This window comes from Streptomyces sirii (genome assembly GCF_045690365.1).
In the GTDB taxonomy this organism is placed as follows: Bacteria; Actinomycetota; Actinomycetes; order Streptomycetales; family Streptomycetaceae; genus Streptomyces; species Streptomyces sirii.
The window spans coordinates 8,435,133-8,459,963 of record NZ_CP147982.1; the positions used below are offsets into that span (position 1 = coordinate 8,435,133).

23 protein-coding genes are annotated in these 24,831 nt (G+C 71.7%); 8 read left to right on the top strand and 15 right to left on the bottom strand.

Annotated features, from left to right (window positions below):
- Positions 1–78: 78 nt before the first annotated feature.
- The 6 genes from WAB15_RS37545 to WAB15_RS37570 form a co-directional block, all read right to left on the bottom strand.
- Complete coding sequence (locus WAB15_RS37545; protein ID WP_399148419.1) at positions 79–306, bottom strand: hypothetical protein; 228 nt, start codon at positions 304–306, stop codon at positions 79–81.
- Between the two features lie 79 nt (positions 307–385).
- Positions 386–565 (bottom strand): hypothetical protein, encoded by a 180-nt coding sequence (locus tag WAB15_RS37550; protein ID WP_399148420.1) that lies wholly within the window; start codon positions 563–565, stop codon positions 386–388.
- A 104-nt stretch (positions 566–669) separates the two neighbouring features.
- Positions 670–852 (bottom strand): hypothetical protein, encoded by a 183-nt coding sequence (locus tag WAB15_RS37555; protein ID WP_407289056.1) that lies wholly within the window; start codon positions 850–852, stop codon positions 670–672.
- Positions 853–956: 104 nt separating this feature from the next.
- The gene (locus tag WAB15_RS37560; protein ID WP_399148421.1) at positions 957–1,127 is read right to left on the bottom strand and encodes a hypothetical protein; all 171 of its coding nucleotides are present in this window, start codon (positions 1,125–1,127) and stop codon (positions 957–959) included.
- A 142-nt stretch (positions 1,128–1,269) separates the two neighbouring features.
- Positions 1,270–1,455: a hypothetical protein gene (locus WAB15_RS37565; protein ID WP_399148422.1), complete on the bottom strand. Its 186-nt coding sequence runs from the start codon at positions 1,453–1,455 to the stop codon at positions 1,270–1,272.
- A 44-nt stretch (positions 1,456–1,499) separates the two neighbouring features.
- The gene (locus WAB15_RS37570) at positions 1,500–3,965 is read right to left on the bottom strand and encodes a S8 family serine peptidase (protein ID WP_407289057.1); all 2,466 of its coding nucleotides are present in this window, start codon (positions 3,963–3,965) and stop codon (positions 1,500–1,502) included.
- A gap of 277 nt (positions 3,966–4,242) precedes the next feature.
- Between WAB15_RS37570 and WAB15_RS37575 the strand changes: the two genes are divergently transcribed.
- The 3 genes from WAB15_RS37575 (at position 4,243) to WAB15_RS37585 (ending at position 7,618) form a co-directional block, all read left to right on the top strand.
- The gene (locus WAB15_RS37575) at positions 4,243–4,956 is read left to right on the top strand and encodes a BTAD domain-containing putative transcriptional regulator (protein WP_399148424.1); all 714 of its coding nucleotides are present in this window, start codon (positions 4,243–4,245) and stop codon (positions 4,954–4,956) included.
- A gap of 253 nt (positions 4,957–5,209) precedes the next feature.
- The gene (locus WAB15_RS37580; protein WP_407289058.1) at positions 5,210–6,283 is read left to right on the top strand and encodes an isopenicillin N synthase family dioxygenase; all 1,074 of its coding nucleotides are present in this window, start codon (positions 5,210–5,212) and stop codon (positions 6,281–6,283) included.
- A gap of 96 nt (positions 6,284–6,379) precedes the next feature.
- Complete coding sequence (locus tag WAB15_RS37585; RefSeq protein ID WP_407289059.1) at positions 6,380–7,618, top strand: cytochrome P450; 1,239 nt, start codon at positions 6,380–6,382, stop codon at positions 7,616–7,618.
- A gap of 27 nt (positions 7,619–7,645) precedes the next feature.
- On the opposite strand, the gene WAB15_RS37590 is transcribed toward WAB15_RS37585, so the two are convergent.
- The 8 genes from WAB15_RS37590 to WAB15_RS37625 form a co-directional block, all read right to left on the bottom strand.
- Positions 7,646–8,845, bottom strand: a complete 1,200-nt coding sequence (locus WAB15_RS37590) for an MFS transporter (RefSeq protein ID WP_407289060.1) — start codon at positions 8,843–8,845, stop codon at positions 7,646–7,648.
- A gap of 108 nt (positions 8,846–8,953) precedes the next feature.
- On the bottom strand, positions 8,954–10,759 hold the full coding sequence (locus WAB15_RS37595; RefSeq protein WP_407289061.1) for a M4 family metallopeptidase: 1,806 nt from the start codon (positions 10,757–10,759) through the stop codon (positions 8,954–8,956).
- A 545-nt stretch (positions 10,760–11,304) separates the two neighbouring features.
- On the bottom strand, positions 11,305–11,646 hold the full coding sequence (locus tag WAB15_RS37600) for a hypothetical protein (protein ID WP_399148429.1): 342 nt from the start codon (positions 11,644–11,646) through the stop codon (positions 11,305–11,307).
- A gap of 225 nt (positions 11,647–11,871) precedes the next feature.
- The gene (locus WAB15_RS37605; protein ID WP_393496024.1) at positions 11,872–12,129 is read right to left on the bottom strand and encodes a hypothetical protein; all 258 of its coding nucleotides are present in this window, start codon (positions 12,127–12,129) and stop codon (positions 11,872–11,874) included.
- A 93-nt stretch (positions 12,130–12,222) separates the two neighbouring features.
- Positions 12,223–13,341, bottom strand: a complete 1,119-nt coding sequence (locus WAB15_RS37610) for a PP2C family protein-serine/threonine phosphatase (protein ID WP_407289062.1) — start codon at positions 13,339–13,341, stop codon at positions 12,223–12,225.
- A gap of 25 nt (positions 13,342–13,366) precedes the next feature.
- Complete coding sequence (locus WAB15_RS37615; RefSeq protein WP_399148431.1) at positions 13,367–14,080, bottom strand: flavodoxin family protein; 714 nt, start codon at positions 14,078–14,080, stop codon at positions 13,367–13,369.
- Between the two features lie 90 nt (positions 14,081–14,170).
- A complete protein-coding gene (locus tag WAB15_RS37620) occupies positions 14,171–16,894 on the bottom strand; it encodes a fumarate reductase/succinate dehydrogenase flavoprotein subunit (protein ID WP_407289063.1) in 2,724 nt (907 codons plus the stop codon).
- An 11-nt stretch (positions 16,895–16,905) separates the two neighbouring features.
- On the bottom strand, positions 16,906–17,133 hold the full coding sequence (locus WAB15_RS37625) for a ferredoxin family protein (RefSeq protein ID WP_384437254.1): 228 nt from the start codon (positions 17,131–17,133) through the stop codon (positions 16,906–16,908).
- Between the two features lie 369 nt (positions 17,134–17,502).
- On the opposite strand from WAB15_RS37625, the gene WAB15_RS37630 reads away from it, so the two are divergent.
- From WAB15_RS37630 to WAB15_RS37645, 4 genes are all read left to right on the top strand, one after another.
- A complete protein-coding gene (locus tag WAB15_RS37630; RefSeq protein WP_407289064.1) occupies positions 17,503–18,396 on the top strand; it encodes a DMT family transporter in 894 nt (297 codons plus the stop codon).
- 26 nt (positions 18,397–18,422) lie between these two features.
- A complete protein-coding gene (locus tag WAB15_RS37635) occupies positions 18,423–18,776 on the top strand; it encodes a PASTA domain-containing protein (protein ID WP_407289065.1) in 354 nt (117 codons plus the stop codon).
- 293 nt (positions 18,777–19,069) lie between these two features.
- Entirely contained in the window at positions 19,070–21,610 is a 2,541-nt protein-coding gene (locus WAB15_RS37640; protein ID WP_407289066.1) for an MFS transporter, read from the top strand.
- 120 nt (positions 21,611–21,730) lie between these two features.
- On the top strand, positions 21,731–23,194 hold the full coding sequence (locus WAB15_RS37645) for an SDR family NAD(P)-dependent oxidoreductase (RefSeq protein ID WP_399148435.1): 1,464 nt from the start codon (positions 21,731–21,733) through the stop codon (positions 23,192–23,194).
- A 15-nt stretch (positions 23,195–23,209) separates the two neighbouring features.
- On the opposite strand, the gene WAB15_RS37650 is transcribed toward WAB15_RS37645, so the two are convergent.
- Positions 23,210–24,121, bottom strand: coding sequence for a LysR family transcriptional regulator (locus WAB15_RS37650; RefSeq protein ID WP_399148436.1), 912 nt, complete (start codon positions 24,119–24,121; stop codon positions 23,210–23,212).
- Between the two features lie 85 nt (positions 24,122–24,206).
- Between WAB15_RS37650 and WAB15_RS37655 the strand changes: the two genes are divergently transcribed.
- Positions 24,207–24,824: a maleylpyruvate isomerase family mycothiol-dependent enzyme gene (locus WAB15_RS37655; RefSeq protein ID WP_399148437.1), complete on the top strand. Its 618-nt coding sequence runs from the start codon at positions 24,207–24,209 to the stop codon at positions 24,822–24,824.
- Positions 24,825–24,831: the final 7 nt, after the last annotated feature.

A 24,831-nucleotide genomic window follows, 5' to 3' on the forward strand; every position in this document is an offset into this window, starting at 1 on the left:
CGTCTCGGGGCGGCCGGACTTCTGCCGGCCGGTGCCGCGGCCGCCCCGCTCGCTACGGCACCGGTTGCGGCCTGCGGATCAGAGCAGGCCTGCCCACCCGCCACCCACGACGAGTTGGCACTCCTCGCCGTGAGAGGTGTGGCACAGGTACGGGGCGGGATCGTTGACGTCGTAGCCGAAGTTTCCCCCCACCTCTTTGTTGGCGAAGCTGGGAACGCCCTCGTCGAGGAACGGGCGCAGAACCAGGAACGGTTCGAGCGGCTTGGAGCGGTCGATCTCTCGCTGGACCGGCAGGTGGAGTTGCATGGGGTGCCTCCCGTCGTTTGGTGCACCGGGGTGAGCGCCGGCGACGGGGCCAGGCCACGGTCACCGGCGCGATGGCGGTTCAGATCTGGAGAATCTTGCTGAGCGTGTCGAGGAACCCGTCGGGCTCCACTCCCGCGGTGTCGTCGTAGGCGCCGGTGGTGGTTCCGGTGCGGTCGATGGGGGGTGCCTGTCGTGGCATCTCCAGGGTGGTGGGTTGGGTGGGTCGGTCGGTGTCGTGGTCGGTGTGTTCGGTCCTCATGGCTTGCTTCTTCCGGTGTGTCGTCATGTGTTGTCATGTGACATCGACTGTGGATGTCATGGCGCCGGTGAGCGGTGGGACCGCTGTCACCGGCGCGTGACAGCTCAGATCGGGAGGAACTTGGAGAGGATGCTGGTGAGGATCCCGTCGGGCTCCACTCCCGCGGTGTCGTCGTAGGCGCCGGTGGTGGTTCCGGTGCGGTCGATGGGGGGTGCCTGTCGTGGCATCTCCAGGGTGGTGGGTCGGATGGGTCGGTCGGTGTCGTGGTCGGTGTGTTCGGTCCTCATGGCTTGCTTCTTCCGGTGTGTCGTCATGTGCTGTCATGTGACATCGACTGTGGATGTCATAGCGCCGGTGAACGGTGCGACCGCTGTCACCGGCGCGTGACAGCTCAAATCGGGAGCACCCTGGCGAGCATGTCGGTGAGGAACCCGTTGGGCTCCACACCCGCGGTGTCGTCGTAGGCACCGGCGGTCGCGCTCGTGGTGCGGTCGATGGGCGGCGCCTGGCGCGGCATCTCCGGCCCGGCGGGCCTCTTGGCCCGGTCCGCCTCTTGCTCCATCCGGTCAAACATCATGGCCTTCTTTCCATTGCGTCGTTCGCCGGCGGGACTGCCCCGCCGGAGCCCTCCACCCGCGCTGCGGTCGCGGCGGCGGTGGCCCGACAGCTTCCGGTACGGTCCGCGAGGTCACCGCCGTCTCCCCTCACGCCGAGAGGCCGCCGCGGGCGAAGCACATCTGCCGGGCGATCCCCGTCATGTCGGCGCAGCGCACGGCCGCTTCGACCCCGTCCGCGGGGACCTGCGCCGCCGCGGGGCCCTGGTCGTCCCGGCGTACTGGCGGGGCCTGCACGGGGAGCGTGATCTTCGGCTGCTTGTCCAGCTCTCTCATGGTCTGCTCTCTCCTCGTCGTTCTCGGCTGCCCGGTGGGCCGGCTCAGATGTCGCCCAGGAAGGTGTGGACCGGTGCCAGGCTGACCGGCGGCAGATCGCTGACGTCGATCGTGAACAGGTAGTTGACCTTCGACCGCCGGTCGTCCTCCGGATCCATGAAGGTGACGATGACGTCCTGGCAGTCCGAGCCGATACGGCAGTACGGGCTCTTGGAGACGCGGACGGAGTCCAGCGCATAGAAGTTGTTCTTCGCCCCCGGGACGTGCTGAGCGGACAGCAGGCCGTCCGCGATGGACCTCCCCAGCTGGAAGGCGTTGGTCCCGGCGTAGTTCATGGCCCGGTCGGCGGAGCTCTGCCCCAGGTTGCGGAACTGGTAGTAGACCTTGTCCAGCAGTGCGCGGATGGTCTTCCGGAGGTCGTCCTGGTTGGTGGTGTCCTTGTTGCGGGGATCCTTGGTGACCGCGTCGACCACGGCGTTGACCAGCAGGGTCTCGTTCCAGGTCGCGAGCCCGCGGCCCTTGACCTCGACCACGGGGACGACCTGCCCGGAGAACAGCCGTACCGTGCGGTCGGTGAGTACCCCGGGGATCGACACCCGGGAGATCAGGTCCAGGTCGTCTGCTTCCTTGACCTGTCCTGCGATCGCCTCCCGGAAGATTTTGTAGACCGTCGACACCGGCGGATGGGAGTGGTCGGTGACGAGGTACTCCGCGAGCTTCTTCGGGTCGGCCGCGGCCTGACTCGCCAAGCGCCGCGCCTCCTGCGGATCGGCGACCACCGGACCGCCCCAGTTCATGCCGACGGGTACCTCTGCCTCCAGCGCGTAGATCGGCGTCCGGTCCAACTCCAGCGTCCAGGTCAGCTTGTCGGACTCCCACGGATTCGCCGACAGGTAGTCGCTCAGCTGCTGGGGGTTGTAGACGTTCGGCTGGTTGTAGACCGGCTCGCCGTGCTCACCCTTCTTCGTGGATTCGGGCCAGGGCATGAGCTGGCGGAAGGTGTCCCTGCGGGCCTCGGTCTGGAAGTCGAACCCGATCGTGCCGATCGCATAGACAAGGGGGCGCGAGCCGTTCCCTTTGCATGCACAGGGACCGCTGTCGCCGGCACCGCAGGACGGACGCACCCCGCCCCCCGGCCCACTGCCGGCGACTGCCGGCCCGGGGGGCGGGGGCGTCGCTTCCCCTCCATCCACGGCTCCGGTCGTCTCCCGTACAGGGACGTCCACGCCGTTGGTCTCCATGACACTGTCTCCTTCCCTCGGCTCCTGGTCGGACGTCTCCTCGCCGGGCGTCCCGGATACCGGGTCGGGTGGCTCCGGCGCGGCTTGCGTCGTCCCCCGCGCATCGGCGGCCCCGTCCGGCTCGTACGCGGCGATGTCTGTCTGATCGGTGTCCATGGCATTGACTCCCTCTGTCGTTTCCGAGGGGGACGGCTCGCCGGAGGGCGCCTGCGTCGGCGGCGCCTGCGCGGCGGACGTCCCGGGCGAAGGGAGTGCACCGGCGGCGTTGACTCCCGGTTCGGGGGCGAGGAGCTGCGTGCGGTGCGCGCTGTGCGGTGCGGTCCCGGACGGGACCGCTGTCACGTCGTATGACGTCACGGACGAGTCACTTCGCCCCGTCGTGTCACTTCGCCCCGTGATGAGGTCATGGGCGCGCGCGGCGTCCAGGGTGCCGACCAGGCGACGGCGGCACTCGGGGGCGTCACCGGGGGAGCACGGGACGGTGGAGGCGGTCTTGAGGATGGCCTCGGCCGCCGCCTTCGGGTCCGCCTCGTGCCCCGCGCGCAGCTGGGCGGCCACGAGCAGCGCGGCCACTCCCGACACCACGGGGGTGGCGAAGCTGCTGCCGGTGAGCGCCACCCGGCCGCCACCGGGCGCGGCACCCTCGATGTCCTGGCCGGGAGCCAGGACCCCGTTCGTACGGTAGGCGTCGCCCCAGTTGTTGATCTTCAGTGGCTCGCCGTCGCTCCCCAGCGCACCTACCGCGAGCACCGATGACACGGCGGCCGGGACCTGTAGACAGTCGCACCCGTCGTTGCCGACGGCCGAGACCACCAGGACACCGCTGTCGTCGCACCGCCGCAGCGCCCGTGCCAGCAGACTGTCGGCCTGTGCGTCCGGGGTGCGCTCACCACCGCTGATGTTGATGATGTGGGCGCCCTCCTCGACCGCCCGCTCGATCGCCCTGGCCAAGTCCAGCTGCGGTACGCGCCCGTTCCGAGCGTCCCGGAACACCGGCAGGAGCAGCCCCCGGCAACGGGGGGCCAGCCCGAAGACCGGGCTGCCGCGCCCGCCGAACAGCAGGCTGGTGACGTGTGTGCCGTGCAGCGACATCGGCCCGCCTCCGGCGGGCTCCTCGACAAGGGTGTCGAGCCTGGTCAGATCGGCGTCCGCGAAGCAGGGGTGGGACAGGTCCACCGGACCGTCCAGTACGGCGATGCACACTCGGGCGTCACCGAGCAGCTCGTCCTCGCGTATCGGTAGGCGTGCAAGGACCGATCTGGCTTCCATCCGGCCCCCCTCTCCGCCAATGGCTCAGGTCACGGGTGCCGTTCAGGACCAGACTCCGGCCGGCCCGTCCGGCGGGCGTCCCCCGGATTGTCCAAAGGGCGTTCCGCAAACGTCTCTGGTTCATCTCCGAGCCGTTGACTGGCCGGTCAGACCGCCTCGATCCACCCGACGAAACCGGTTGACGGAGATGCTCGAACGGCGCACGAACAGCCGGTGAACGCGATGCCTACGGCATATCCGGATGCGCGATGCAGCCGCCGGTCGCAGAGTGGAGCTTGTGAATTCGAACAGCGCGTACCTGGAACTACTTAGGACCTTCGAGTTCGCATATGCCGGAAGCCGTATCCCCCTCCCACTGGGAGCCCAGCGCCTGTTGGCCTTGCTGGCCCTGCAGAAGCACGGCGTCTACCGAGGGGCGGCCGCCGAGCAGCTCTGGCCCGACTGCACACCCAGCCGGGCGGCGGCGAATCTGCGGTCGGCCCTGTGCCCGGTCCGGCGGATCCGGTCCGTGACCGTCATCGACAGCGCCGGTCAACGCCTGCGGCTCTCGCCCTCGGTGGACGTCGACCTGGACGCGATGCGGAAGACGGCCCAGCGGGTGATCACCGGGCTGAGCCCGCTGCCGGCGGACTGCGACGCACTGGTGGGCGAGCTGAACCGGGAGTTACTTCCGGGCTGGCCGGACGACTGGCTCATGCTGGAGCGTGAGCGCTGGGACCAGGCACGGCTGCACGCCCTCGAAAGCCTGGCCCAGCAACTCCAGACCGCCGGGGAGTACCTGCCCGCCCTCCAGACGGCGCTGACCGCGATAGCCATCGATCCGATCCGGGAGACCGCCCACCGCATCATCGTGGAGATCCATATCGCCGAGGGCAACATCGCCTGTGCGCTCAAGCGCTACCACACCTATCGCGAGCTGCTGCAGCAGGAACTCGAAGTCGCGCCCTCGCAGCAGATGACCCGGCTGGTGCAGGAAGTGATCTCCACCTAGGGACTGTCTTCTCATTTCCTACTGCCCGCGACGCCCGGCACGCTCGCCGGAAACCGGCGCGGCGGCCACGGCCGTTGCCGGCGCCGGGCGATTCGCGCCTGATACTCCACGGCTGCCTCGGGTATCGATATGTCCGGCGCCGGTCGGCTCGTTCCGATCACGCTTGTTGGTGCAGCGTTCAGTGAAATCTTGAACGACACAGGGTGGGCCGCACCCCCAGCGGAGCACCGGGAGAGAAAGGGGCGACCTCACGATGGGCAGTACCGCGGGCAGGGCCACCGCCGTCGACGGCGTACTGGACGTACCCGTCATCGACATCACCGACTGGCACACCGGCACCGACGCCCACCGCGCCGCACTCGCGACGGCCGTCGACCGGGCGGCGAGCACCGTCGGCTTCCTGCAGCTGCGCGGGCACGGCATCCCCGAGGCCACGGCGCAGGCCTTCGCCGACGCGCTGGACGCGTTCTTCGCGCTCCCCCTGGAGGACAAGAAGCAACTGCGGCCGCCGTCCCCCGACATCAACCGCGGCTACACCCCGCCCCGCACCGAGAAGCTGAGCCTGAGCCTGGGCGTGCCCGCGGCCGCCGAGGACCTCTTCGAGGCCTTCAACGTCGGTTCCGAAGCGTCCGCCTATCCGGGCCTGGGCCTGCCCGAAGAGCTGTACCCGGCCAACATCTGGCCGTCCGTGCCGGGCTTCCGGCAGGCGGTGGAGGAGTGGTGCGCCCGGGCGGGCGGACTCGCCCGGCAGCTGACCGGGATCTTCGCGCATGCGCTGGGCCTGGAGGAGGGCTACTTCGCGCCGTTCACCGACCACTCCCTCGACGTGCTGCGCATGAACCACTACCCGCGCCCCGAACGGGAGACCGTCCTCGACCGCGACCAGATGGGGATGGGCGCGCACACCGACTACGGCATCGTCACCGTGCTGTGGGCCGACCGCGTACCGGGACTGCAGATCCTCGACACCCGCGGCGACTGGCACGACGTACTGCCCGAGCCCGGCTGTCTGCTGGTCAACCTCGGCGATCTACTGGCCCGTTGGACCAACGGGCGCTGGCTGTCGACGATGCACCGGGTCCTGCCGCCCACCGACGACGCGGGGCGGGTCGTCCGGCGCCGCTCCGCCGCGTACTTCCACGACGGCAACTGGGACGCGGAGATCAGCTGCCTGCCCGGCTGCGTACCGGCCGGCACCGAGCCGCTCTACCCGCCCACCACCGTCGGCCGGCACCTGTCCGAGAAGCTCGCGGGTTCCCGCGCCGGCCGGCTCAACGAGAACGCGCCCCGCGAGGCCGCGCGCCTGCGGGCCGCCTGCGACGACTGACGCCGCCACCCGGGACCCGGGCGCGCCCCCGGACGCTCCCGCGCACCGCCGACGCACCCTGGACGAGGCCACCGGCGCCCCTTAGCGTCGCGCGTTGTGACCACCATCCCGCAGCCGCCCGACATCCTGTCACCCGGGTTCGCGGCCGACCCGTACCCCGCCTACCGCATCCTGCGCGAGCACTATCCGCTGCTGCACCACAAGGGCATCGACAGCTATCTGATCTCGCGGTACGAGGACGTCGAACGGGCCTTTCGCGAGCCGGTGTTCACCAGCGACAACTACGACTGGCAGATCGAGCCGGCGCACGGCGGGCGCACCCTCCCGCAGATGAGCGGCCACGAACACTCCGTACGCCGCGCCCTGGTGGCCCCGGCGTTCCGGGGCCGGGAGCTGCGCGAGACGTTCCTGCCGGTCATCGAGCGCAACGCCCGCGAGCTGATCGACGCCTTCCGCGACGCGCCGGAGACCGACCTGGTGGCGCGGTTCGCGACCCGCTTCCCGGTCAATGTGATCGTCGACATGCTCGGACTGGACCGGGCCGACCACGACCGCTTCCACGGCTGGTACGCGGCGGTCGTGGCCTTCCTGTCCAACCTCGCCCAGGACCCCGACGTCGCGGCCGCGGGCCGGCGGGCGGGCGAGGAACTCGCCGGGTATCTGCGTCCGATCATCCGGCAGCGCCGTGCCGCGCCCGGCGGCGACCTGCTCTCCAGGCTCTGCACCGCCGAGATCGACGGCATCCGGATGACCGACCGGGACATCACCGCGTTCGTCAGTCTGCTGCTCGCCGCCGGCGGCGAGACCACCGACAAGGCCATCGGGCTGATCTTCCGCCATCTGCTGGCCCACCCCGCGCAGCTCGCCGCGGTACGCGCCGACCGGTCGCTGGTGCCGGCCGCCTTGGCCGAGACGCTGCGCTACACCCCGCCGGTCCAGATGATCATGCGGCAGCCCGCCGCGGACGTCACCCTCAGCGGCGGCACCGTGCCCGCGGGCGCCACGGTCACCTGTCTGATCGGTGCCGCCAACCGCGATGAGCACCGGTACGCCCGGCCCGACTCCTTCGACCTCTTCCGCACCGACCTGACCCCGTCCCACGCCTTCAGCGCCGCCGCCGACCATGTGGCCTTCGGCCTCGGCCGGCACTTCTGCGTAGGTGCCCTGCTGGCCAGGGCCGAGGTGGAGACCGCGGTCAACCAGCTGCTGGACGCCTTCCCCGCCATGGCCTTCGCCGACGGCATCGAGCCGGCCGACGCGGGCGTCTTCACCCGCGGGCCGCAGGAGCTTCGGGTACGGCTCGCGGCCGGGGCGGGGGCGGTCGGCGGGGCCTGAGTACGGGGCGGGCCAGGCCGAGTGCGGTCAGTCGGCATCGGTGAGCGGCCGCCGCCATACGTAGAGGCCGACGGCCACCGCGAGCACGATGACGCAGGCGGAGAAGGTCAGGCCCGCCCCGCGCAGACCGAGTTCCAGGGTGAGCGCTCCGACGCCGACGACCGGCAGGGAGATGCCGAGGTAGGCGACGAGGAAGAAGGCCGAGATCGTGCCGCCGCGATGCTCGGGCGGCGCCGCGCCGCCCACCGCGGTCAGACCCGCGCGAAAGGCCAGCCCCTGGCCGATGCCGCCGCAGACCGCGCCGACGACCAGGACGGGGAGCGCGGTGACGGCCAGGGAGGTGGCCACCAGCAACAGCCCCACCACCAGGACCAGGCAGCCGACCGGCAGGGCTCTGCGCACGCCGATCCGCCCGGTCAGCAGCTGCCCGGCGGTCGAGGCCAGGAACACCGTGAAGACGACCAGTCCGGTGACGGCCAGGTTGTGCTCGTCCAGGGTTTGGCTGACGAAGGCCGGGGCGACGGCGGTGAACAGGCCCAGCAGTGCGAATCCGGCGAAGGCGGCTACGGCCGAGGGGCCGAAGACCCCGCGTACCTCCGGCGGAACGCGGAGCCCCTGGGGTCGCAGGGTGCGGGGCCGGTGGGGGTGCGCGACGGTCTCCGGCAGGAACCAGGTCACCGCGGCCGCCATGGCCACCAGCACCAGGTGCACCAGGAACGGCAGGGCCAGCGGCCAGGGCGTGTACTGGGCCAGCAGCCCGGACAGCAGTGGGCCGCAGCCGAGGCCGCCCATGTTCGCGGCGGTCGCGGCGAATCCGGCGTGTGCTTCCTGGCCGGGCTTCGCCAGCTCCAGTACGGCCGCGGTGGCGGCGCCGCTGAACAGGCCGGCGGCGAACCCGGACAGCACCCGCCCCACCAGCAGCAGCGGCAGCCCGCCCTCGAAGAGGAAGCACAGCGCGCTCGCCGCCGACAGCCCCAGCGCACACAGCAGCACCGGTCGCCGGCCGGTCTCGTCCGAGACGTTGCCCGCGAGGAGGAGAACGGTGATCACGCCCAGGGCGTAGACCGCGAAGACCACGGTCACCATCAGTTCCGAGAAGCCGAGCTGCTCGCGGTAGAGCCCGTACAGCGGGGTCGGCAGGGTCGTACCGGCCATGCCGACGGCGAACACGCCCGCCGCCGCCGGATAGCCGAGGGCCCGTTTCCCGTCGGCGCGATCGGTGATCATGGGCTCAAACGTAGGCGCAGGCGGGCCGTGAGGTCGAGGACCGGCGGCCCGGAAAAGCACGGTGCCCCCGCCGGACGGCGGGGGCACCACACGAGCCGGGGCCCGTGCTCAGTGCTTGGCTGACGGAGTGTTGGCCGCCGTCACGTTCACCGCGGCCCAGGCCTTCTTCACGGTCTTGTACTCGGTGCTCTGGGCGCCGTACAGGTCCTTGGCCGCGTGCAGCGTCGCGGTCCGGGCGTCGTGGAAGTCGGTCGTGGAGACCATGTACCGGGTCAGCGCCCGGTAGAAGATCGCCGTCGCCTTGCTCCGGCCGATGCCGGTCACCTTGGAGCCGTCGACGGTGGGGGAGTCGTAGGCCACCCCGCCGATCGTCTTCTTCCCGCTGCCCTCGGCGAGCAGGTAGTAGGCGTGCGAGGAGACGCCGGAGCCGGCGTGCACCTCGGTGTCGTAGGACTCCTTCGACCAGTAGTCGACGGTGCCCTCGAGCTTGTCCAGGGACGGCTTGTCCAGACGGCGCAGGAACTTCTGCTCCAGGCCGAGCTTCTCACCCATCAGGTAGTTCGGCGGGTTCTTGGGGTTGTCGGTGGCGAACTCCACCGCGCTGCCGAAGATGTCCGCCAGCGACTCGTTGAGCGAGCCGGGCTCGCCGAACTGGTTGCCCTCGGCGTCGACGCGGGTGGGCTGGAGGTTGGCGGTCGCGTCGACGACACCGTGGCTGAGCTCATGGCCGGTGACGTCCAGGACGACCAGCGGCTTGGCGAAGGTCTTCCCGTCACCGTCGCCGTAGAGCATGCAGCCGCAGTCCGAGGACCAGAAGGCGTTGCCGACGTTCTTGCCGAAGTGCACCAGGGCGCGGGCGCCGCGGCCGTCGTTCTTGATGCCCTTGCGGCCGAAGGTCTTCTTGTAGAAGTCCAGGGTGCTGGTGATGCCGTACTGGGCGTCCACGGCGGCGGTGGCCCGGTCGCTCGTGGTGCCGTTGCCCCAGCGGTTGGTGGCGGAGGTGAACGCCTTGCCGCCGGTGAACTTCTCCAGCTCCTTGTCGCCGGCGTCCCGGGTCTCGGTGTTGCCGCGGGTGGGGTCCTTGAGGGTGAAGGACTTCTTCGCCGTCTGGGTGGTCGACAGCGGCACACTGCCGACGAAGAGGGACGAGCCGGTCCCCTTGGCCGCGGACGGGAAGCCGGGGGCCTTGGCCGCCGTGCCCGTGGCGGGCGCGGGGGGAGCCAGCAGCCCGGTCACGGGGTTGAGCCGCTCGCCCCGCTCGCGCAGCTTGTCCATGAGGGCGGGGGAGAGGAACGAGTCGTTCTCCGGGGTGTTGCTGAGCACCGCCCCGGAGGTCGCGTCGAGGACGACCGTACGGGCGCCACCGGCCTCGGCGGTACGGCTGTCGGCGACCTGCACCTGGTAGGCCAACGTCGTCTGGTCGTCCCGGGCGGCCAGGACCAGTTCGGGCTCGCCGGCGTCGCCCTTGGCCACGGTGGCGGCCTTGGACCGGGCCTGATCGGCCGACAGCTTCGGGTCCGTGGTGCGCACGTCGACCTTGTGGTTGAAGGCCCGGGTCACGCCCTCGTACGCCGAGGTGGCGGTCAGATGGACGACGAGGTCGCCGCCGAGCACCGGCAGTCCGCGGTGCGTCCGGACGAAACGGACATGCTGTCGGCCGTCCGGGTCGACCATCGTGTCGGTGGCCTTGAGGGTGTCCTGCTTGCCGACTCCGGTGGCCGTGGCGTGTGCGTACGCGGCCGCACGTGCCGCGTCAACGACCTTGTCGGTGGAGGGAGTTGAGGAGGGGGAGTGGGATTCGGGAGACGCGCTGGTCGCGCCGACGGCGGTCGCCGCACCGGCCGTGAGGGTCGCGGCCGTGGCCACCGCGACGGCTATGGCCAGGCGGCGGCTGCGTATGTGGGGTCTACGCACTGATGGGGGTCCTTAGCGCTGTGGGGCGATCGACAGGCCAACCGCCCGTACACGCGGTGTTGTTGTGCACCGCGGGGGCCGTGTGACCCCGCGCAAACCCTGTATGCCCTGGCATGGGCATGTAAAGCTAAATGATCAGTATTCGAGATTTGTGGTCTAAATTTGACAATTGATCACCTATGGGTAGCCGCGAGGTGACCAATTGTGGTCTGTCTCAACAGACATGAAGAGGCGCGAAAAGGTTGCCCGGCCACCGGCGGGAATTGCCGGTGCCGGGCCGATAAAAGCGCGAAGCTCCCTTGGCCGTCACCGAAGGCGCGGCGGGACGCGCCGGGGCGCAGCCGGGAGCGGCGCGGTTACCGCGCGGGGAAGCGTGTGCCCTGACGGGCGGGGCGTCGCGGCGGGGGCGCGCTGAGCAGCGGCGCCGCTACGCGCCGAGCGGACGCCGGTCGAGGCGGCAGACGATCGATCGATGTGCCAGGTGATCGAGACGGCAGCGCGCGAGCCATGGCCCCTCCGGCCCTGATCCGGCGGCCGAGAGGTCTCTAGGCGTCGCTGTTCGGGCGGCCCGGCTGGTCCGCCGCGGCGGCCGCCCCCTGCGGATCGAAGAGCTCCTCAAGGGAGGCGTCGGCCCGCTCCCCGCCCCGGACGGCTTCGACCACGGCCTGATGGAAGCTGCGGCTGGCCTCTTCGGACGGGCAGGGCACGGGGCTGCCGACCATGGTGTACCAGTCCGAGGACCCGGTGTGCTGCACGGCCACATGGGCCAGGTTCTCCGACCAGGTCGTATGGATGGTCAGGTCGCCGTTGATCACGCCGATCTCTTCGGTGCGAACCGCGCCGGGTAGGGCGTGGATCCCGACAGTGGTCCAAGATGCCCAGGTCATGATGTTCCCCTCGGCGACAAGGGCCCCGGCCGGCGGCCGGGCGCGGTGCCTCAAGTCTGGCACTTGCAGTGCGGCGGCGCAGCGTATGCGGGGCCGCGAATTCCGCCGGTGTCCCACTCGGCCCGCCGGGCCGGCCCGGCAGCCGCCCGCCGATGGGTGATTTCTCCTTCAATAATCCCGGCGGTGCCCGCCGCGAGGCGCCGGGCGGCCGGATCGGTGGACGGCTCAGTCGATGACCGTATGGAAGAAGGTGACGCCGGCGCCGAAGGCCGCGCCGCCGACGAGGGCCGCGGACGCCAGCGTGCCCCCGTTGAAGCAGGTGAGCACTCCGGCACCGATGGCGGTGAGGGCGCCCAGGAGGAGGATGACGGCGGCGCGCTGACTCAGCAGAGCCGATCTGTTGTGCGCCGCCGAGCTGTCGTGCCGTGGCGAACTGTCGTGGAGTGCGGATCCGTTGTGCAGTGCTGATCTGTTGTCGGACACATCAACTCCGATCTGCGCGGGAGCGATGGCACGCTCGGTGCGGATGCTGATGCTCTACTCGATCTTCTCATTTCTCGCCCCACAAGGCCCGTATCACACGAGGAGATTCGGCGTCGGCATCGGCTGACGGGTGATCGCGAGCATCGCCATGTCGTCGTCGCGCGGCCCGCCGGTCCAGCGCTCGACCTCCCGCGCCAGGAGGTCGATGACCTCCCGCGGCTCCTGGAACGGTCCCCGGCCCGCGAGCTGCACCGCGGGGTCGTAGAACGTTCCGCCGGGGTCCCGGGCCTCGGTCACGCCGTCGGTGACCAGCAGCAGAGTGCTGCCCGGCGGGAAGGGCCGGTCGGTCGGTTCCGGCCGCGGCACGCCCAGCCCGCCCATGCCCAGGGGCAGGCCCGGCTCGCCGGTCTCCAGCGCCCGGACCTCGGTGCCGTGGCAGAGATACGGCGCGGGGTGGCCGCAGTTCAGCAGCCGCAGCCCGCCGCCCTGCGGGAGGATTTCGCAGATCAGGGCCGTGATGAAGCCCTCAAGGCGGACCTCCTCGGAGGTCTGCTCGCTCTCCCTCAGCAGCGCGCGCTCCATCCGGTCGGCGAGCGCCGGCAGCCCCGGCTCCTCCTCGGCGGCCTCCCGGAAGGCGCCCAGCAGCACCGACACCGCGCTCACCGCGTCCAGCCCCTTGCCGCGGACGTCGGCGATCAGCAGCCGGACGCCGAACGGAGTGCGCTGCACCGCGTAGGCGTCGCCGCCGATCCGGGCCTCGCTCTGGGCGGCCTGGTAGCGCGCCGCGGTGGTCAGGGAACCGATGCGCTCCGGAGGCGCGGGCAGCACGGCGCGCTGGGCGGCCTCCGCGACCGTGCGCATGATGTCCAAAGAGCGTCCGTGGCGGGCGACCACCCAGTTGACACCGACGCCCATGAGCGCGGCGAAGACCGTGTTGATCAGCTCCAGATAGCCCACGATGTCGCCGGCGGTGCCGTCCTTCACCGTCAGCAGGGCGACACCGACGATGATCACGACGCCGATCACGAGGGTGTGCTGGAGCGAGAGCAGCGCACCGGCCGTCACACTGGCCGCCGTCAGCATGGGATCGCCCCAGTACTCCTCCGGTGACAGCGTGTCCCAGAGCAGCCCGCCGGCGACCAGGACGCCCGGCGCGAACTCGACGTACCGGGGCCATCGGGCGGAGTACGGCGGGAGCGGATCGTTCGGCATACCGCGCGGCCCGGATCCCCGGCGCTCAGCGGTGCTCGGGGTTGGCGGAGCCCGGCCGGCAGCCGGCGTCCCACTCGGTGCGCTGGTTGCCGTGCGCCGGGATGCCGCCGGCCCGCTTGAGCATCGCCGCGAGATGCATCAGGTTCCAGGTCATGAACGCCGTGTTGCGGTTGGTGAAGTCGTTGTCCGGACCGCCCGAGCCCGGATCCAGATACGAGGGCCCGGGCCCGGCCTCGCCGATCCAGCCGGCGTCGGCCTGCGGCGGAATCGTGTAGCCGAGGTGCTGGAGGCTGTAGAGGACGTTCATGGCGCAGTGCTTGACCCCGTCCTCGTTGCCGGTGATCAGACAGCCGCCCGCCCGGCCGTAATAGGCGTACTGGCCACGGTCGTTGAGCACGCTGGAACAGGCGTAGAGCCGCTCGACGACCCGCTTCATCACGGAGCTGTTGTCGCCGAGCCAGATCGGTCCGCAGAGCACCAGGACGTCCGCGGCCAGCACCTTCGCGTACAGCTCCGGCCAGGCGTCGAACGCCCAGCCGTGCTCCGTCATGTCCGGCCACACACCGGTGGCGATGTCGTGGTCGACGGCGCGGATCACCTCGGTGGCCACCCCGTTCTCCGCCATCAGGGCGCGGCTCTTTTCGACCAGCCCCTCGGTGTTGCTCGTCTCCGGGGACCGCTTGAGCGTGCAGTTCACGAACAGGGCGCTCAGGTCGTCGTAGCGGTACGTGGGGGCCATCAGGGACTCCTTGCGCGGGACGGACGGACCCTCGGCCCCCAGCCTTCAGCCGCGGGGACCGAGGGGCCACCGGGAGGGCCCGAACGTGTGTCACTCCTTCGAGGCGAGCCGGGCGTATGCCCGCACATCGGCGTCCGGGTCGTCGGCGACCGCGGCCAGCGCGCCGCGGGCGTCCGCGCGCCCGGCGTGGGCCCGCAGCGCCAGCACCGCGGCCTTGCGGACGTCGGCGTGGCCGTCGCGGAGGGCGGAGCGCAGCGCGGCCACGGCGGACTCGGGGCGGGCGGCGGCCAGGGCCTGGGCGGCGCCGGCCCGGACCTGCCACGCCGGGTCGTCGAGCGCCGCGACGACCAGTGACTCGTACGGCGGCGGGCAGCCGGTGGTGGCCAGCGCCCCGAGCGCCGCGGCCCGTACCAGGACGTCCTCGTCGTGCACCAGCGCCGCCAGGTCGGCCGCCCCGCCGATCGTGCCCAGGGCGTGCGCGGCGGCCACCCGGACCTCGCGGGAGGCGTCCTTCGCGGCCCGCCGCAGCTCGTCGGCGGCGTCCACGGAGACCAGCGCGCGGACGGCCTGGATACGGACGTCCACGTCGGGGTCGGCGAGCGCGGCGGCGAACAGGGGACGGTCGCCGAGGCGGAGCGCGCGCAGCACCTCCACGGCTGACGACCGTACCCGCGGGTCGGGCCCGCGTACCGCGGCGGCCAGCGGCGCGCGCAGCCCCGGTTCCGGCACCAGCACCTCGACCAGTTCGCGGAGCGAGGCGCCGGCGGCCGCCCGTACGGCGGCGTCGGTGTCGGCGAGCGCGGCGGCGAGGGCCGGGCCGGTGCCCGGCGGCACGCTTTCGGTGAGCGCGTCGAGCGCCGCGCGGCGTACGGCGGGGTCGGGGTCGGCGAGGTACGGGCCGAGCGCCGCCAGGTCCGGCTGGTCCTCGGCAAGGGCGAGGAGTTCGAGGATCCGTGGCGAGGGGGCACCGGGAGCGGACCCCGACTCGGCGGCGCGCCCGGCGGTCCCGGGCCGGGAACCGGAGACGGAACCCACCGGCGGTGTGTCCCGCCGCCCCGCCGTCGAGACCTGCTCCGGATGGACCTCGCCGAGGAAGCGGACGGCGCCGCCCACCGGGGCGTACCCCTCGACCGGGACGAGGTACGGCGCCACCGGGCGGGCGGTGAACTCCATCCGCCCGGCGGCGGACTTCCGCAGGTCCAGGTGGCACAGCCAGTCGCCGTCGTGGGTCCCCGGATGGTCGGTGCGCTGGTGGTAGAGGCCCCAGCGGGACTCGGTACGCGCCAGCGACGAGCGGGCGGCCATCTCGGCGCAGTCGCGGATGAAGCCGACCTCGGCGCAGCGCATCAGCTCGTGCGGGGTGCGGGCGCCCATGCCGGCGATCTCGGCGCGCATCCGCTCGAAGTGCTCGACGGCCAGCGACAGCCGGGCGCCGCTCTTGGGCGGGGCGACGTAGTCGTTGACGAACCGCCGCAGCTTGTACTCGACCTGCGGCTGGGGCGGGCCGTCGGGATGGCGCAGCGGCCGGTAGATCAGCTCATGGGCGGCGCGCAGCTGGTCCGCGGGCAACTCGCCCTCGTACGCGCGGAATCGGGCGGCGTCCGCGCCCGCAAGGTCGCCGTAGACAAACGCGCCGATCATGTAGTTGTGCGGGACGCAGGCCAGGTCGCCGGCCGCGTACAGCCGGGGCACGGTGGTGCGGGCGTGGTCGTCGACGCGGACACCGGATGCCGAATGGCCGCCGCACAGCCCGATCTCGGAGATGTGCATCTCCACGTCGTGGGTGCGGTAGTCGTGCCCGCGCCCGGCGTGGAAGGTGCCGCGAGTGGGCCGCTCGGTGGTGTGCAGGATGGTCTCCAGCGCCGCCACCGACTCCTCCGGGAGGTGGCTGAGCTTGAGGTAGACCGGTCCGCGTTCGGAGGCCGTCTCGGCCGCGAACTCGGCCATCATCTGCCCCGACCAGTAGTCGGACTCCACGAACCGCTCGCCGTGCCGGTTGACCTGGTAGCCGCCGAAGGGATTGGCCACATAGGCGCAGGCCGGGCCGTTGTAGTCCTTGATCAGCGGGTTGATCTGGAAGCACTCGATACCGGTCAGCTCGGCGCCCGCGTGGTACGCCATGGCATGGCCGTCGCCCGCGTTGGTGGGGTTCTCGTACGTGCCGTAGAGATATCCGGAGGCGGGCAGGCCGAGGCGGCCGCAGGCACCGGTGGCGAGGATCACCGCGCCCGCGCGGATCGCGACGAAGCCGCCGGTGCGGGTGTGGAAGCCCGCCGCCCCGATCGCCCGGCCGTCGGGCCCGGTCAGGACGCGCACCGGCATCACCCGGTTCTCGATCCGGATGCGCTCGCGCATCTCGCGGCGGCGCAGCTGCCGGTAGAGCACCTTCTTGACGTCCTTGCCCTCCGGCATCGGCAGCACATACGAGCCGGAGCGGTGCACCTGCCGGAGCGCGTACGCCCCGTGCTCGTCCTTCTCGAACTTCACGCCGTACGACTCCAGCCGCCGCACCATCGCATAGCCGCGGGTGGCGGTCTGGCGGACGGTGGACTGGTCGACGACGCCGTCGTTGGCGCGGGTGATCTCGGCGACATAGTCGTCGGGTTCGGCCCGCCCGGGGACGACCGCGTTGTTGACGCCGTCCATGCCCATGGCCAGCGCACCGGAGTGGCGGACGTGCGCCTTCTCCAACAGCAGGACCGACGCGCCGTGTTCGGCGGCGGTGAGCGCGGCCATCGTTCCGGCGGTGCCGCCGCCGATGACGAGGACGTCGCAGGACAGTTCCCCGGCGGAGTCCAGAGCGGGGATATCCATGGTGGTGCCTCTCATCGCAGCAGGTAGGGCATGTTGACGGTGACCGCGCCGGTGGGGCAGCGAGCGGCGCACGGGCCGCAGTACCAGCACTCGTCGACGTGCATGTACGCCTTGTTGCTGGCCGGGTCGATGGCGAGAGAGTCGAGCGGGCACATGTCGACGCAGAGGGTGCAGCCGTCGATGCACTTCGACTCGTCGATGGTCACGGGCACATCGGCCCGTTGGGGTACCAGGGACATGGCGGTCTCCAAGGCAGGAGCGGCGGGAGGGCGGGGGAGCGGGGCGAAAGGGGCTCAGGCCGTGCGGCGCGACCGGCCCCGCGAGCGCCGGCCGCCGCGGTCCGGGCCGGCCTGCGGTGGACCATACCGAGGCATCCCGGGCAGTGGTGTTGCCGCAATGTTGCGCCACCCACGGCCCTTCGGAAAGCGCCTCTGACCTGCCGTTTCGAGCCTGCCGAGGGCTGCTGCGCCACCTTGTGCGCGACCGCCGAGGGCACCGGATACCGTCGTCCGGCGCAGTGCCCCCGGCCGCCGCGCCCGTGTCGTCGGCCGGTCCCCGCCGCCGTCCGGATAGCGTCGACGGCGGGCAACGGCGCACGAGGAGGACGCATGAGCGTATGGCCGTCCGTGCTGTTCGCGCTGTTCGCGGCGGCCAGCAACGGTCTGGCCACGGCGCTGCAGCGCCATGCCGCGCGCACCATCCCGCTCTCCTCCAGGCTGCGCCTGGGCCTGCTGGTCGATCTGCTGCACCGCGCCGCCTGGCTCGGCGGGATGCTCGCGGTCATCGCCGCCGCCTGCTTCCAGGCGTTGGCGCTGTCGCAGGGCGCGCTGTCGGTGGTCCAGCCGATCTTCGTCCTCGAACTGCCGCTGACCCTGATCATCGGACGGCTGATCCTCGGCGGGCGGATCTCGCGGGTCGGCTGGACGGGCGTGGCGCTGATCGTCGTCGGCCTGGGGTCCGCGCTCGCGGCCGCCGCGCCCACCATCGGCAACGACAACGCTCCGTTCAGCCGCTGGGTACCCGCCCTCGCGGTCTGCGCCGCGGTGATCGCCACGGCGGTCGGCGCCGCACTGCGCCGGGGCGCGGGCGGCGTGCGGGCGGCCTGCTTCGCCGCGTCGGCCGCGATCGCCTACGCACTCACCGCGGCACTGATGAAGGACGCCACCCACGCCTGGGAGGTCGGCGGCCCCGGCGCGTTCTTCACGTCCTGGCAGACCTACGGTTTCGCGCTCGTCGGAGTGCTGGCGCTGTTCCTCTACGAAAACGCCATGCAGTCCGGCCCGCTGACGGCCTCCCAGCCGGTGGACACGCTCGGCGACGCGCTGGTGAGCCTGTCCCTGGGCATCACCCTGTTCGACGAGCGGATCCGGACCGGCTGGTGGCTGCTCCCCGAAGCGCTGGGCATGACCCTGGTCCTGTGGGGCGCCCTCCTGCTCTCCCGCGTCGCACTCGCCCGTGACCTGGTGGGCCCACAGGAGCAGGAGCCCGCGGCCCGCAAGTGACCGTCCTCGACGAAGATCGTTCCCCAGTGGTGAACGACAACCTCACCGCGAAGAACCACACCGCGAGGACCCGCACCGCGCAGGCCGGCACCGCCGCGGCCCTGGTCCTGTCCGCGCTGGCACTGGCCGGACTCGCCCACGCCGACGGACGCACCATGCCCAACGTGACCGGTCGGGGCCTGGTGGACGCCTTCCAGGCACTGGACTACGACACCGGAATCCGGTTCAAGGACGGCCGTGGCGCGGGCCGCCATGTGCTGTGGCCGGCCTCCTGGAAGGTCTGCGGACAGCAGCCGGCACCGGGTACGCCCGTGAAGGGCCGGCAGATCACGCTGACCGTGGTCAAGGACGAGGAACGGTGTACGGACGGCGCCGGGTGAGCGCCGCCCGGTGATCCCAACCGCCCGTGCCGGCCGGGGACTTGGAGCCGCGGCGCGCCGCCCGCCCCGCTAACCTTGCAACGTACAAGCAATGCGGGGCGGGGCGCCCTCGCCACCACCGCCGTCGGCGCGGCACCGAACGGGTCGCGCTCCTTGATCCGTGGCCACCCAGGGCCGGGCCGAGCAGGTCGGCCGTTGGGGCCCCTCAACGAGGACAGGGCAGAACGACACCACACACGGCCGGGTCCCGGGGGAGTCCAGGGAGCCGCCGTGGAGCAGGGAGAGATACGTACATGAGCACCGCCACCTCCCCTCCCGAAGCCGGGCCCCGGGCGATATCCGGGCCGGGGGACCTGCCGCACCGTCAGATCCTCACCATCCTCAGCGGCTTGATGCTGGGGATGTTCCTCGCCGCACTCGACCAGACCATCGTCAGCACCTCCATCCGGACCATCGCCGACGATCTGCACGGCCTGAGCCAGCAGGCCTGGGCGACCACCGCCTATCTGATCACCTCGACCATCGCCACCCCGCTCTACGGCAAGCTGTCCGACCTGCACGGCCGCAAGCCGTACTACCTGGCCGCGATCGGCGTCTTCGTCGTGGGCTCGGTGCTGTGCACCTTCTCCACCTCGATGACCGGGCTCGCCGCGTTCCGGGCGGTGCAGGGCCTGGGCGCCGGCGGCCTGATGTCGCTGGCGCTGGCGATCATCGGTGACATCGTCCCGCCGCGGGAACGCGCCCGGTACCAGGGCTACATGCTGGGCACCTTCGCGACCTCCAGCGTCGCCGGCCCGCTGATCGGCGGCGCCCTCGCCGGCCAGGACCAGCTGCTGGGCATCACCGGCTGGCGCTGGGTCTTCCTGGTCAACGTACCGATCGGCGCCCTCGCGCTGTTCGTCGTCGCCAAGGTCCTCAACATCCCGCACACCCGGCGCGACCACCGCATCGACTGGTGGGGGGCGCTCACCATCTCCGTCGGTGTGGTCCCGCTGCTGCTCGTCGCCGAGCAGGGCCGGGAGTGGGGCTGGGACTCCTCCCGCTCCCTCACCTGCTACGTCGTCGGCGCCGTCGGCATCCTCGCCTGGATCCTCGTCGAGCGGCGGGTCGGCGACGACGCGCTGATCCCGATGCGGCTGTTCCGCAACGGCACCTTCAGCAAGATCAGCCTGCTGTCCGTGCTGATCGGCATGGGCATGTTCGGCGGAATGCTGCTGATCCCGCAGTACCTCCAGATCGTGAAGGGTGCCAGCCCCACCACGTCGGGCCTGGAGATGCTCCCGCTGATGGCGGGCATGATCATCGCCTCGGTCGCGTCGGGCCAGATCACCGCGAAGACCGGCCGCTACAAGGTCTTCCCGCTCGTCGGCACCGCGCTGATGGTCGCGGGGATGCTGCTCTTCCACCTCCGCGTCCAGTGGGACACCCCGCTGTGGGAGACCATGGCCTACATGCTGGTCTTCGGCCTCGGCCTGGGCGGCTGTCTGCAGAGCCTGGTGCTCGCCGTGCAGAACACGGTGCCGCCGCGGGACATGGGAGTGGCGACCGCCTCGTCCACGTTCTTCCGGCAGATGGGTGCCACCGCCGGTACCGCGGTCTTCCTGTCGGTGCTGTTCAGCACGGTCGGTGACAAGATCTCCGCGGCCTTCCGCAGCGCCGCGTCCGCCGAGCGCTTCCAGGCCGCGCTGCACGATCCCGCCGTACTGCGCGACCCGGCCAACAAGCCCGTACTGGACATGCTGGGGCACCGCGGCAGCGGCGACTCCTCCGGAGTGCTCAGCGATTCGTCGTTCATCCAGCACCTCGACCCGCGTCTCGCCGAGCCGTTCAAGCGCGGTTTCGCCGACTCGATGCACACCGTCTTCCTGATCGGCGCGGTCGTCGTCGCGCTGGCCTTCCTGCTGATGTGGTTCATCAAGGAGGTGCCGCTGCGGCAGGTCTCCGGGCTGCAGGCGCGTGCGGAGGCGGAGGCCGCCGGCACGGATGCCGAAGGTACGGATCACACCAGTACGGACGACGCCGGCACCGCGGACGCCGCACCGGCGCCCACCGAGCCCCCCGGCCCGGCCGGCCCGTCGATCCACGGCACCGTACGGGACGGCGCCGGCCGACCGGTGGCGGACGCCGCCCTCACCGTGATCACCGTCGGTGGCCGGCAGCTCGGCCGTACCTCCACCGCGGCCGACGGCGGCTACGCCGTGCCCGTGACCGGCGCCGGCACCTATGTGCTGATCGCCTCCGGGGACGCCCGGCGGCCGCAGGCGGTGACGGTCGTGGTGGGCGAGCGACCCCTGTCCTACGACCTGACCCTCAGCGGCGCGGCGGGCCTGGCCGGTGAGGTCCGTACGGAGCGCGGCGACGTCCCGGTGCCCGACGCGCTCGTCGTGGTCACCGACGTCCGCGGCGAGGTCGTGGCCTCGGGCCGGACCGGCCGGGACGGCGGCTTCACCTTCGACGAACTGGTCCCGGGCGGCTACACCGTGGCCGTCAGCGCCGAGCACCACCGTCCCGCCGCCCTCCCGGCCGAGGTGGCCGCCGGCACCCGCAACCGCTACCGGATCCGGCTGAAGCCGGGAGCCCGGGTCCGCGGCACCGTACGCACGGTGGACGGCGGGCCGGTGGACGACGCCCGGGTGACCCTGCTGGACCCGGCGGGCCATGTGGTGCGCACCACCACCAGCGACCGGGACGGCGCGTACGTCCTCACCGACCTCGACGGCGGCGCCTACACGCTGATCGCCGGCGGCTACCCGCCGGTGGCCGCTTCGGTGCGGGTCCGAGCCGCCGGGCGCAGCGACTGCGATATCGAGCTGGGGCACGACGCGGTGACCTGACGCGGCCGTGCGGGCCCGGTGCCGGGCCCGCACCGGTTTGGCGGACGGGTCCCCGTCTACGTACAGTTCCGCCGAAGCACGAACAATAGAACGTACGATCCCAGGAAAGCGGCAGCGGCGATGACGGTGACCGAAACAGGCCGGGCCGATGGCGCGGGTATCGACTCGGAGCGGATGGCGGTCTGCCTGAGCGTGCTCGAAGAGCTGGACGCGCTGCCGCTGGACCACCCCGACGCGATCGCCATACGCCGCGCCACCGCGGGCATCTACCGCAAGGTCAAGCAGCGCCGGCGGCAGGAGCGCCGGGCGGCGAAGACGGCCAACGACAAGGCCGTCACCGCGGCCACGGCCACCGGAGCGCCCGACCGGATCGACGACGAGACCCAGGGCCTGGCCCTCACCAGCTCCGTGACCTCGGAGATCGCCGGAATCCTGCAGCGCCCCCGGTCCTGCTACACCTGCAAGTCCCGCTACACCGAGGTCGACGCGTTCTACCACCAGCTCTGCCGGCCCTGCGCCCAGGAGAACCGGGCCCGCCGCGACGCCCGTACGGACCTCACCGGCAGGCGCGCGCTGCTCACCGGCGGGCGGGCGAAGATCGGCATGTACATCGCGCTCCGGCTGCTGCGCGACGGCGCCCACACGACGATCACCACCCGCTTCCCGAACGACGCCGTCCGCCGGTTCAAGGCGATGCCGGACAGCGCGGAGTGGCTGCACCGGCTGAAGATCGTCGGAATCGACCTGCGCGACCCCGCCCAGGTCCTCGCGCTCGCCGACGAGGTGAGCGCACAGGGCCCGCTCGACATCCTGATCAACAACGCCGCGCAGACCGTCCGCCGCTCGCCCGAGGCGTACGGGCAGCTGCTCGCCGCCGAGTCGGCGCCGCTGCCCGCCGGTGAGCTGCCGGCCTCCCTCGTCCTCGGCAACTTCGGCAGCGGTGCCCCCGCCGCCCTCCCCGCCGCCTCGACCGCCGGGCAGGGCGGGCTGACCGCCGAGGACGTCACCGCCCTCGCCCTGACCACCGGCTCCGCCTCGCTCGCCCGCATCGAGGCGGGCACCGCGATCGACGCGGGCGGGCTCGTCCCGGACCTGCACGCGAGCAACAGCTGGATCCAGAAGGTGGACGAGGTCGACCCGGTCGAGCTCCTGGAAGTCCAGCTGTGCAATATGACCGCACCGTTCCTGCTGGTGAGCCGGCTGCGCCCGGCGATGGCCGCGGCCGCCGCGCGCCGTAAGTACGTGGTCAACGTCTCCGCGATGGAGGGCCAGTTCAGCCGCGGCTACAAGGGTGCCGGACACCCCCACACCAACATGGCCAAGGCCGCGCTGAACATGCTCACCCGCACCAGCGCCCGGGAGATGCTGGAGACCGACGGCATCCTGATGACCGCCGTGGACACCGGCTGGATCACCGACGAGCGCCCGCACCCCGACAAGATGCGCCTGGCCGACGAGGGCTTCCACGCCCCGCTCGACCTGGTCGACGGCGCGGCCCGGGTGTACGACCCGATCGTTCGCGGCGAACTCGGCGAGGACCTCTTCGGCTGCTTCCTGAAGGACTACGCCCCGTCCGCCTGGTGAGCCGGCGCCCGCGCCTCAACCGGGCGCGGGCAACGTACCGCGGAGCCGCTCCAGCAGCGCCCTGGCCGCCGGGCCGGCCGGTCCCCGCGTTCGCCAGGCCAGCGCGACCCGGCCGCGCGGCTGCGGCTCGGTGATCCTCAGCGTGCGCAGCCCCAGGTCCGCTGCCGCCTGTGCCGGCAGCGCCGGAACCACAGCCACGCCCAGACCGCGGGCGGCCAGCTGCGCCAGCACCTGCGGGGCGGCCGCCTCGAAGGCGATCCGGGGCCGGATGCCCGCCTGCGCACAGGCCCGCTCCAGGACACCGCGCAGGCCGGTGCCGCGCGGCAGGCTGATCAACGGGCGGTCGCCCAGCGCGGCCAGCGGGACGCATCCGCGCTCCGGGGGCGCAAGGAGGGGATCGTCCGGTGCGACGGCGGCGACGAGCGGCACATCGATCAGCATCTGAAGGGAGATGCCCTGCGGGGGCGCTTCCTCCGCGAGGCCGATCACCGCGATATCGAGTGAGCCGGCGTGCAGCGCGGCGAGCATCCGCTCCGAATTGTCCTCGGTGAGCGCGATCTCCACCTCGGGGTGGTCGTCGTGGAAGTCGGCGAGCAGGGAGGGCACGTCGAAGGCGCCGATGGCGGCGCCGGAGATCAGGCCGATCGCCACCCGGCCGCGGAGCAGCCCGGTGAACTCGTCGACGGTGGACCGGATCCCCTCGACGGCGGCGAGCGCGGCCCGTGCGTACGCGAGCACCGCCTCGCCCACCTCCGTCACCGTCACCGAACGGCCGGAGCGGTCCAGCAGCGGCTGACCGAGCTCCCGTTCCAACTGCCGGATCTGGGCGCTCACCCCGGGCTGCGCCAGATGCAGACGGGCCGCGGCCCGGGTGAAGCTCGCCTCCTCCGCCACCGCGACGAAGTACTGCAACTGCCGTAGTTCCATGGTGCGAGATTCTAGAACCGCTGGTTATGGAGCGGAGAACCACCAGCTCTTGGACTTATGGCTCCAGGACCAAGATCCTTGGAACATGGACATCAAAGCGGCGATCGCGGCCGAACGCCGGGAGATCGCGGACATGTTGGCGGGTCTGACGGACACCCAGTGGGACGCTCCCACCCTGTGCGAGGGCTGGCGGGTGCGGGAGGTGGCGGCCCATATGTCGATGGGATTCCGCTACTCGTTCCCCAAGGTGGCCGCCGAACTCGTCAAGGCGGGCGGCAGCATCAACAAGGTGGCCGACCGGCTGGCCCGCCGGGATGCCGCCGGCGCTTCGACGGACGAACTCGTCGCCTTCCTCCGCGACAACGCCCACCACCCCTGGAAGCCGCCGGTCGGCGGGCTCGCCTCCGCGTTGGGCCATGACGTGGTGCACGGCCTCGACATCACCGTCGCCCTCGGCATCGACCGCCGGGTCCCCGAAGACCGGGTGCGCCTCCTCCTGGCCAACGTCACCCCCAGGTCCGCCAGGTTCTTCGGGGCCGACCTCGGCGGCGTCGCACTGCGCGCCGACGACCTCGACTGGTCCTTCGGCGCCGGCGCCCCGCTGTCCGGCGCCGCCCAGGACCTGCTGCTGGTCGCCTTCGGTCGCAAGCTCCCCGCCGGACGCCTCCGGGGGGAGCGACAGGCCCGGTTCGAGACGTGCTGAGGCCCCG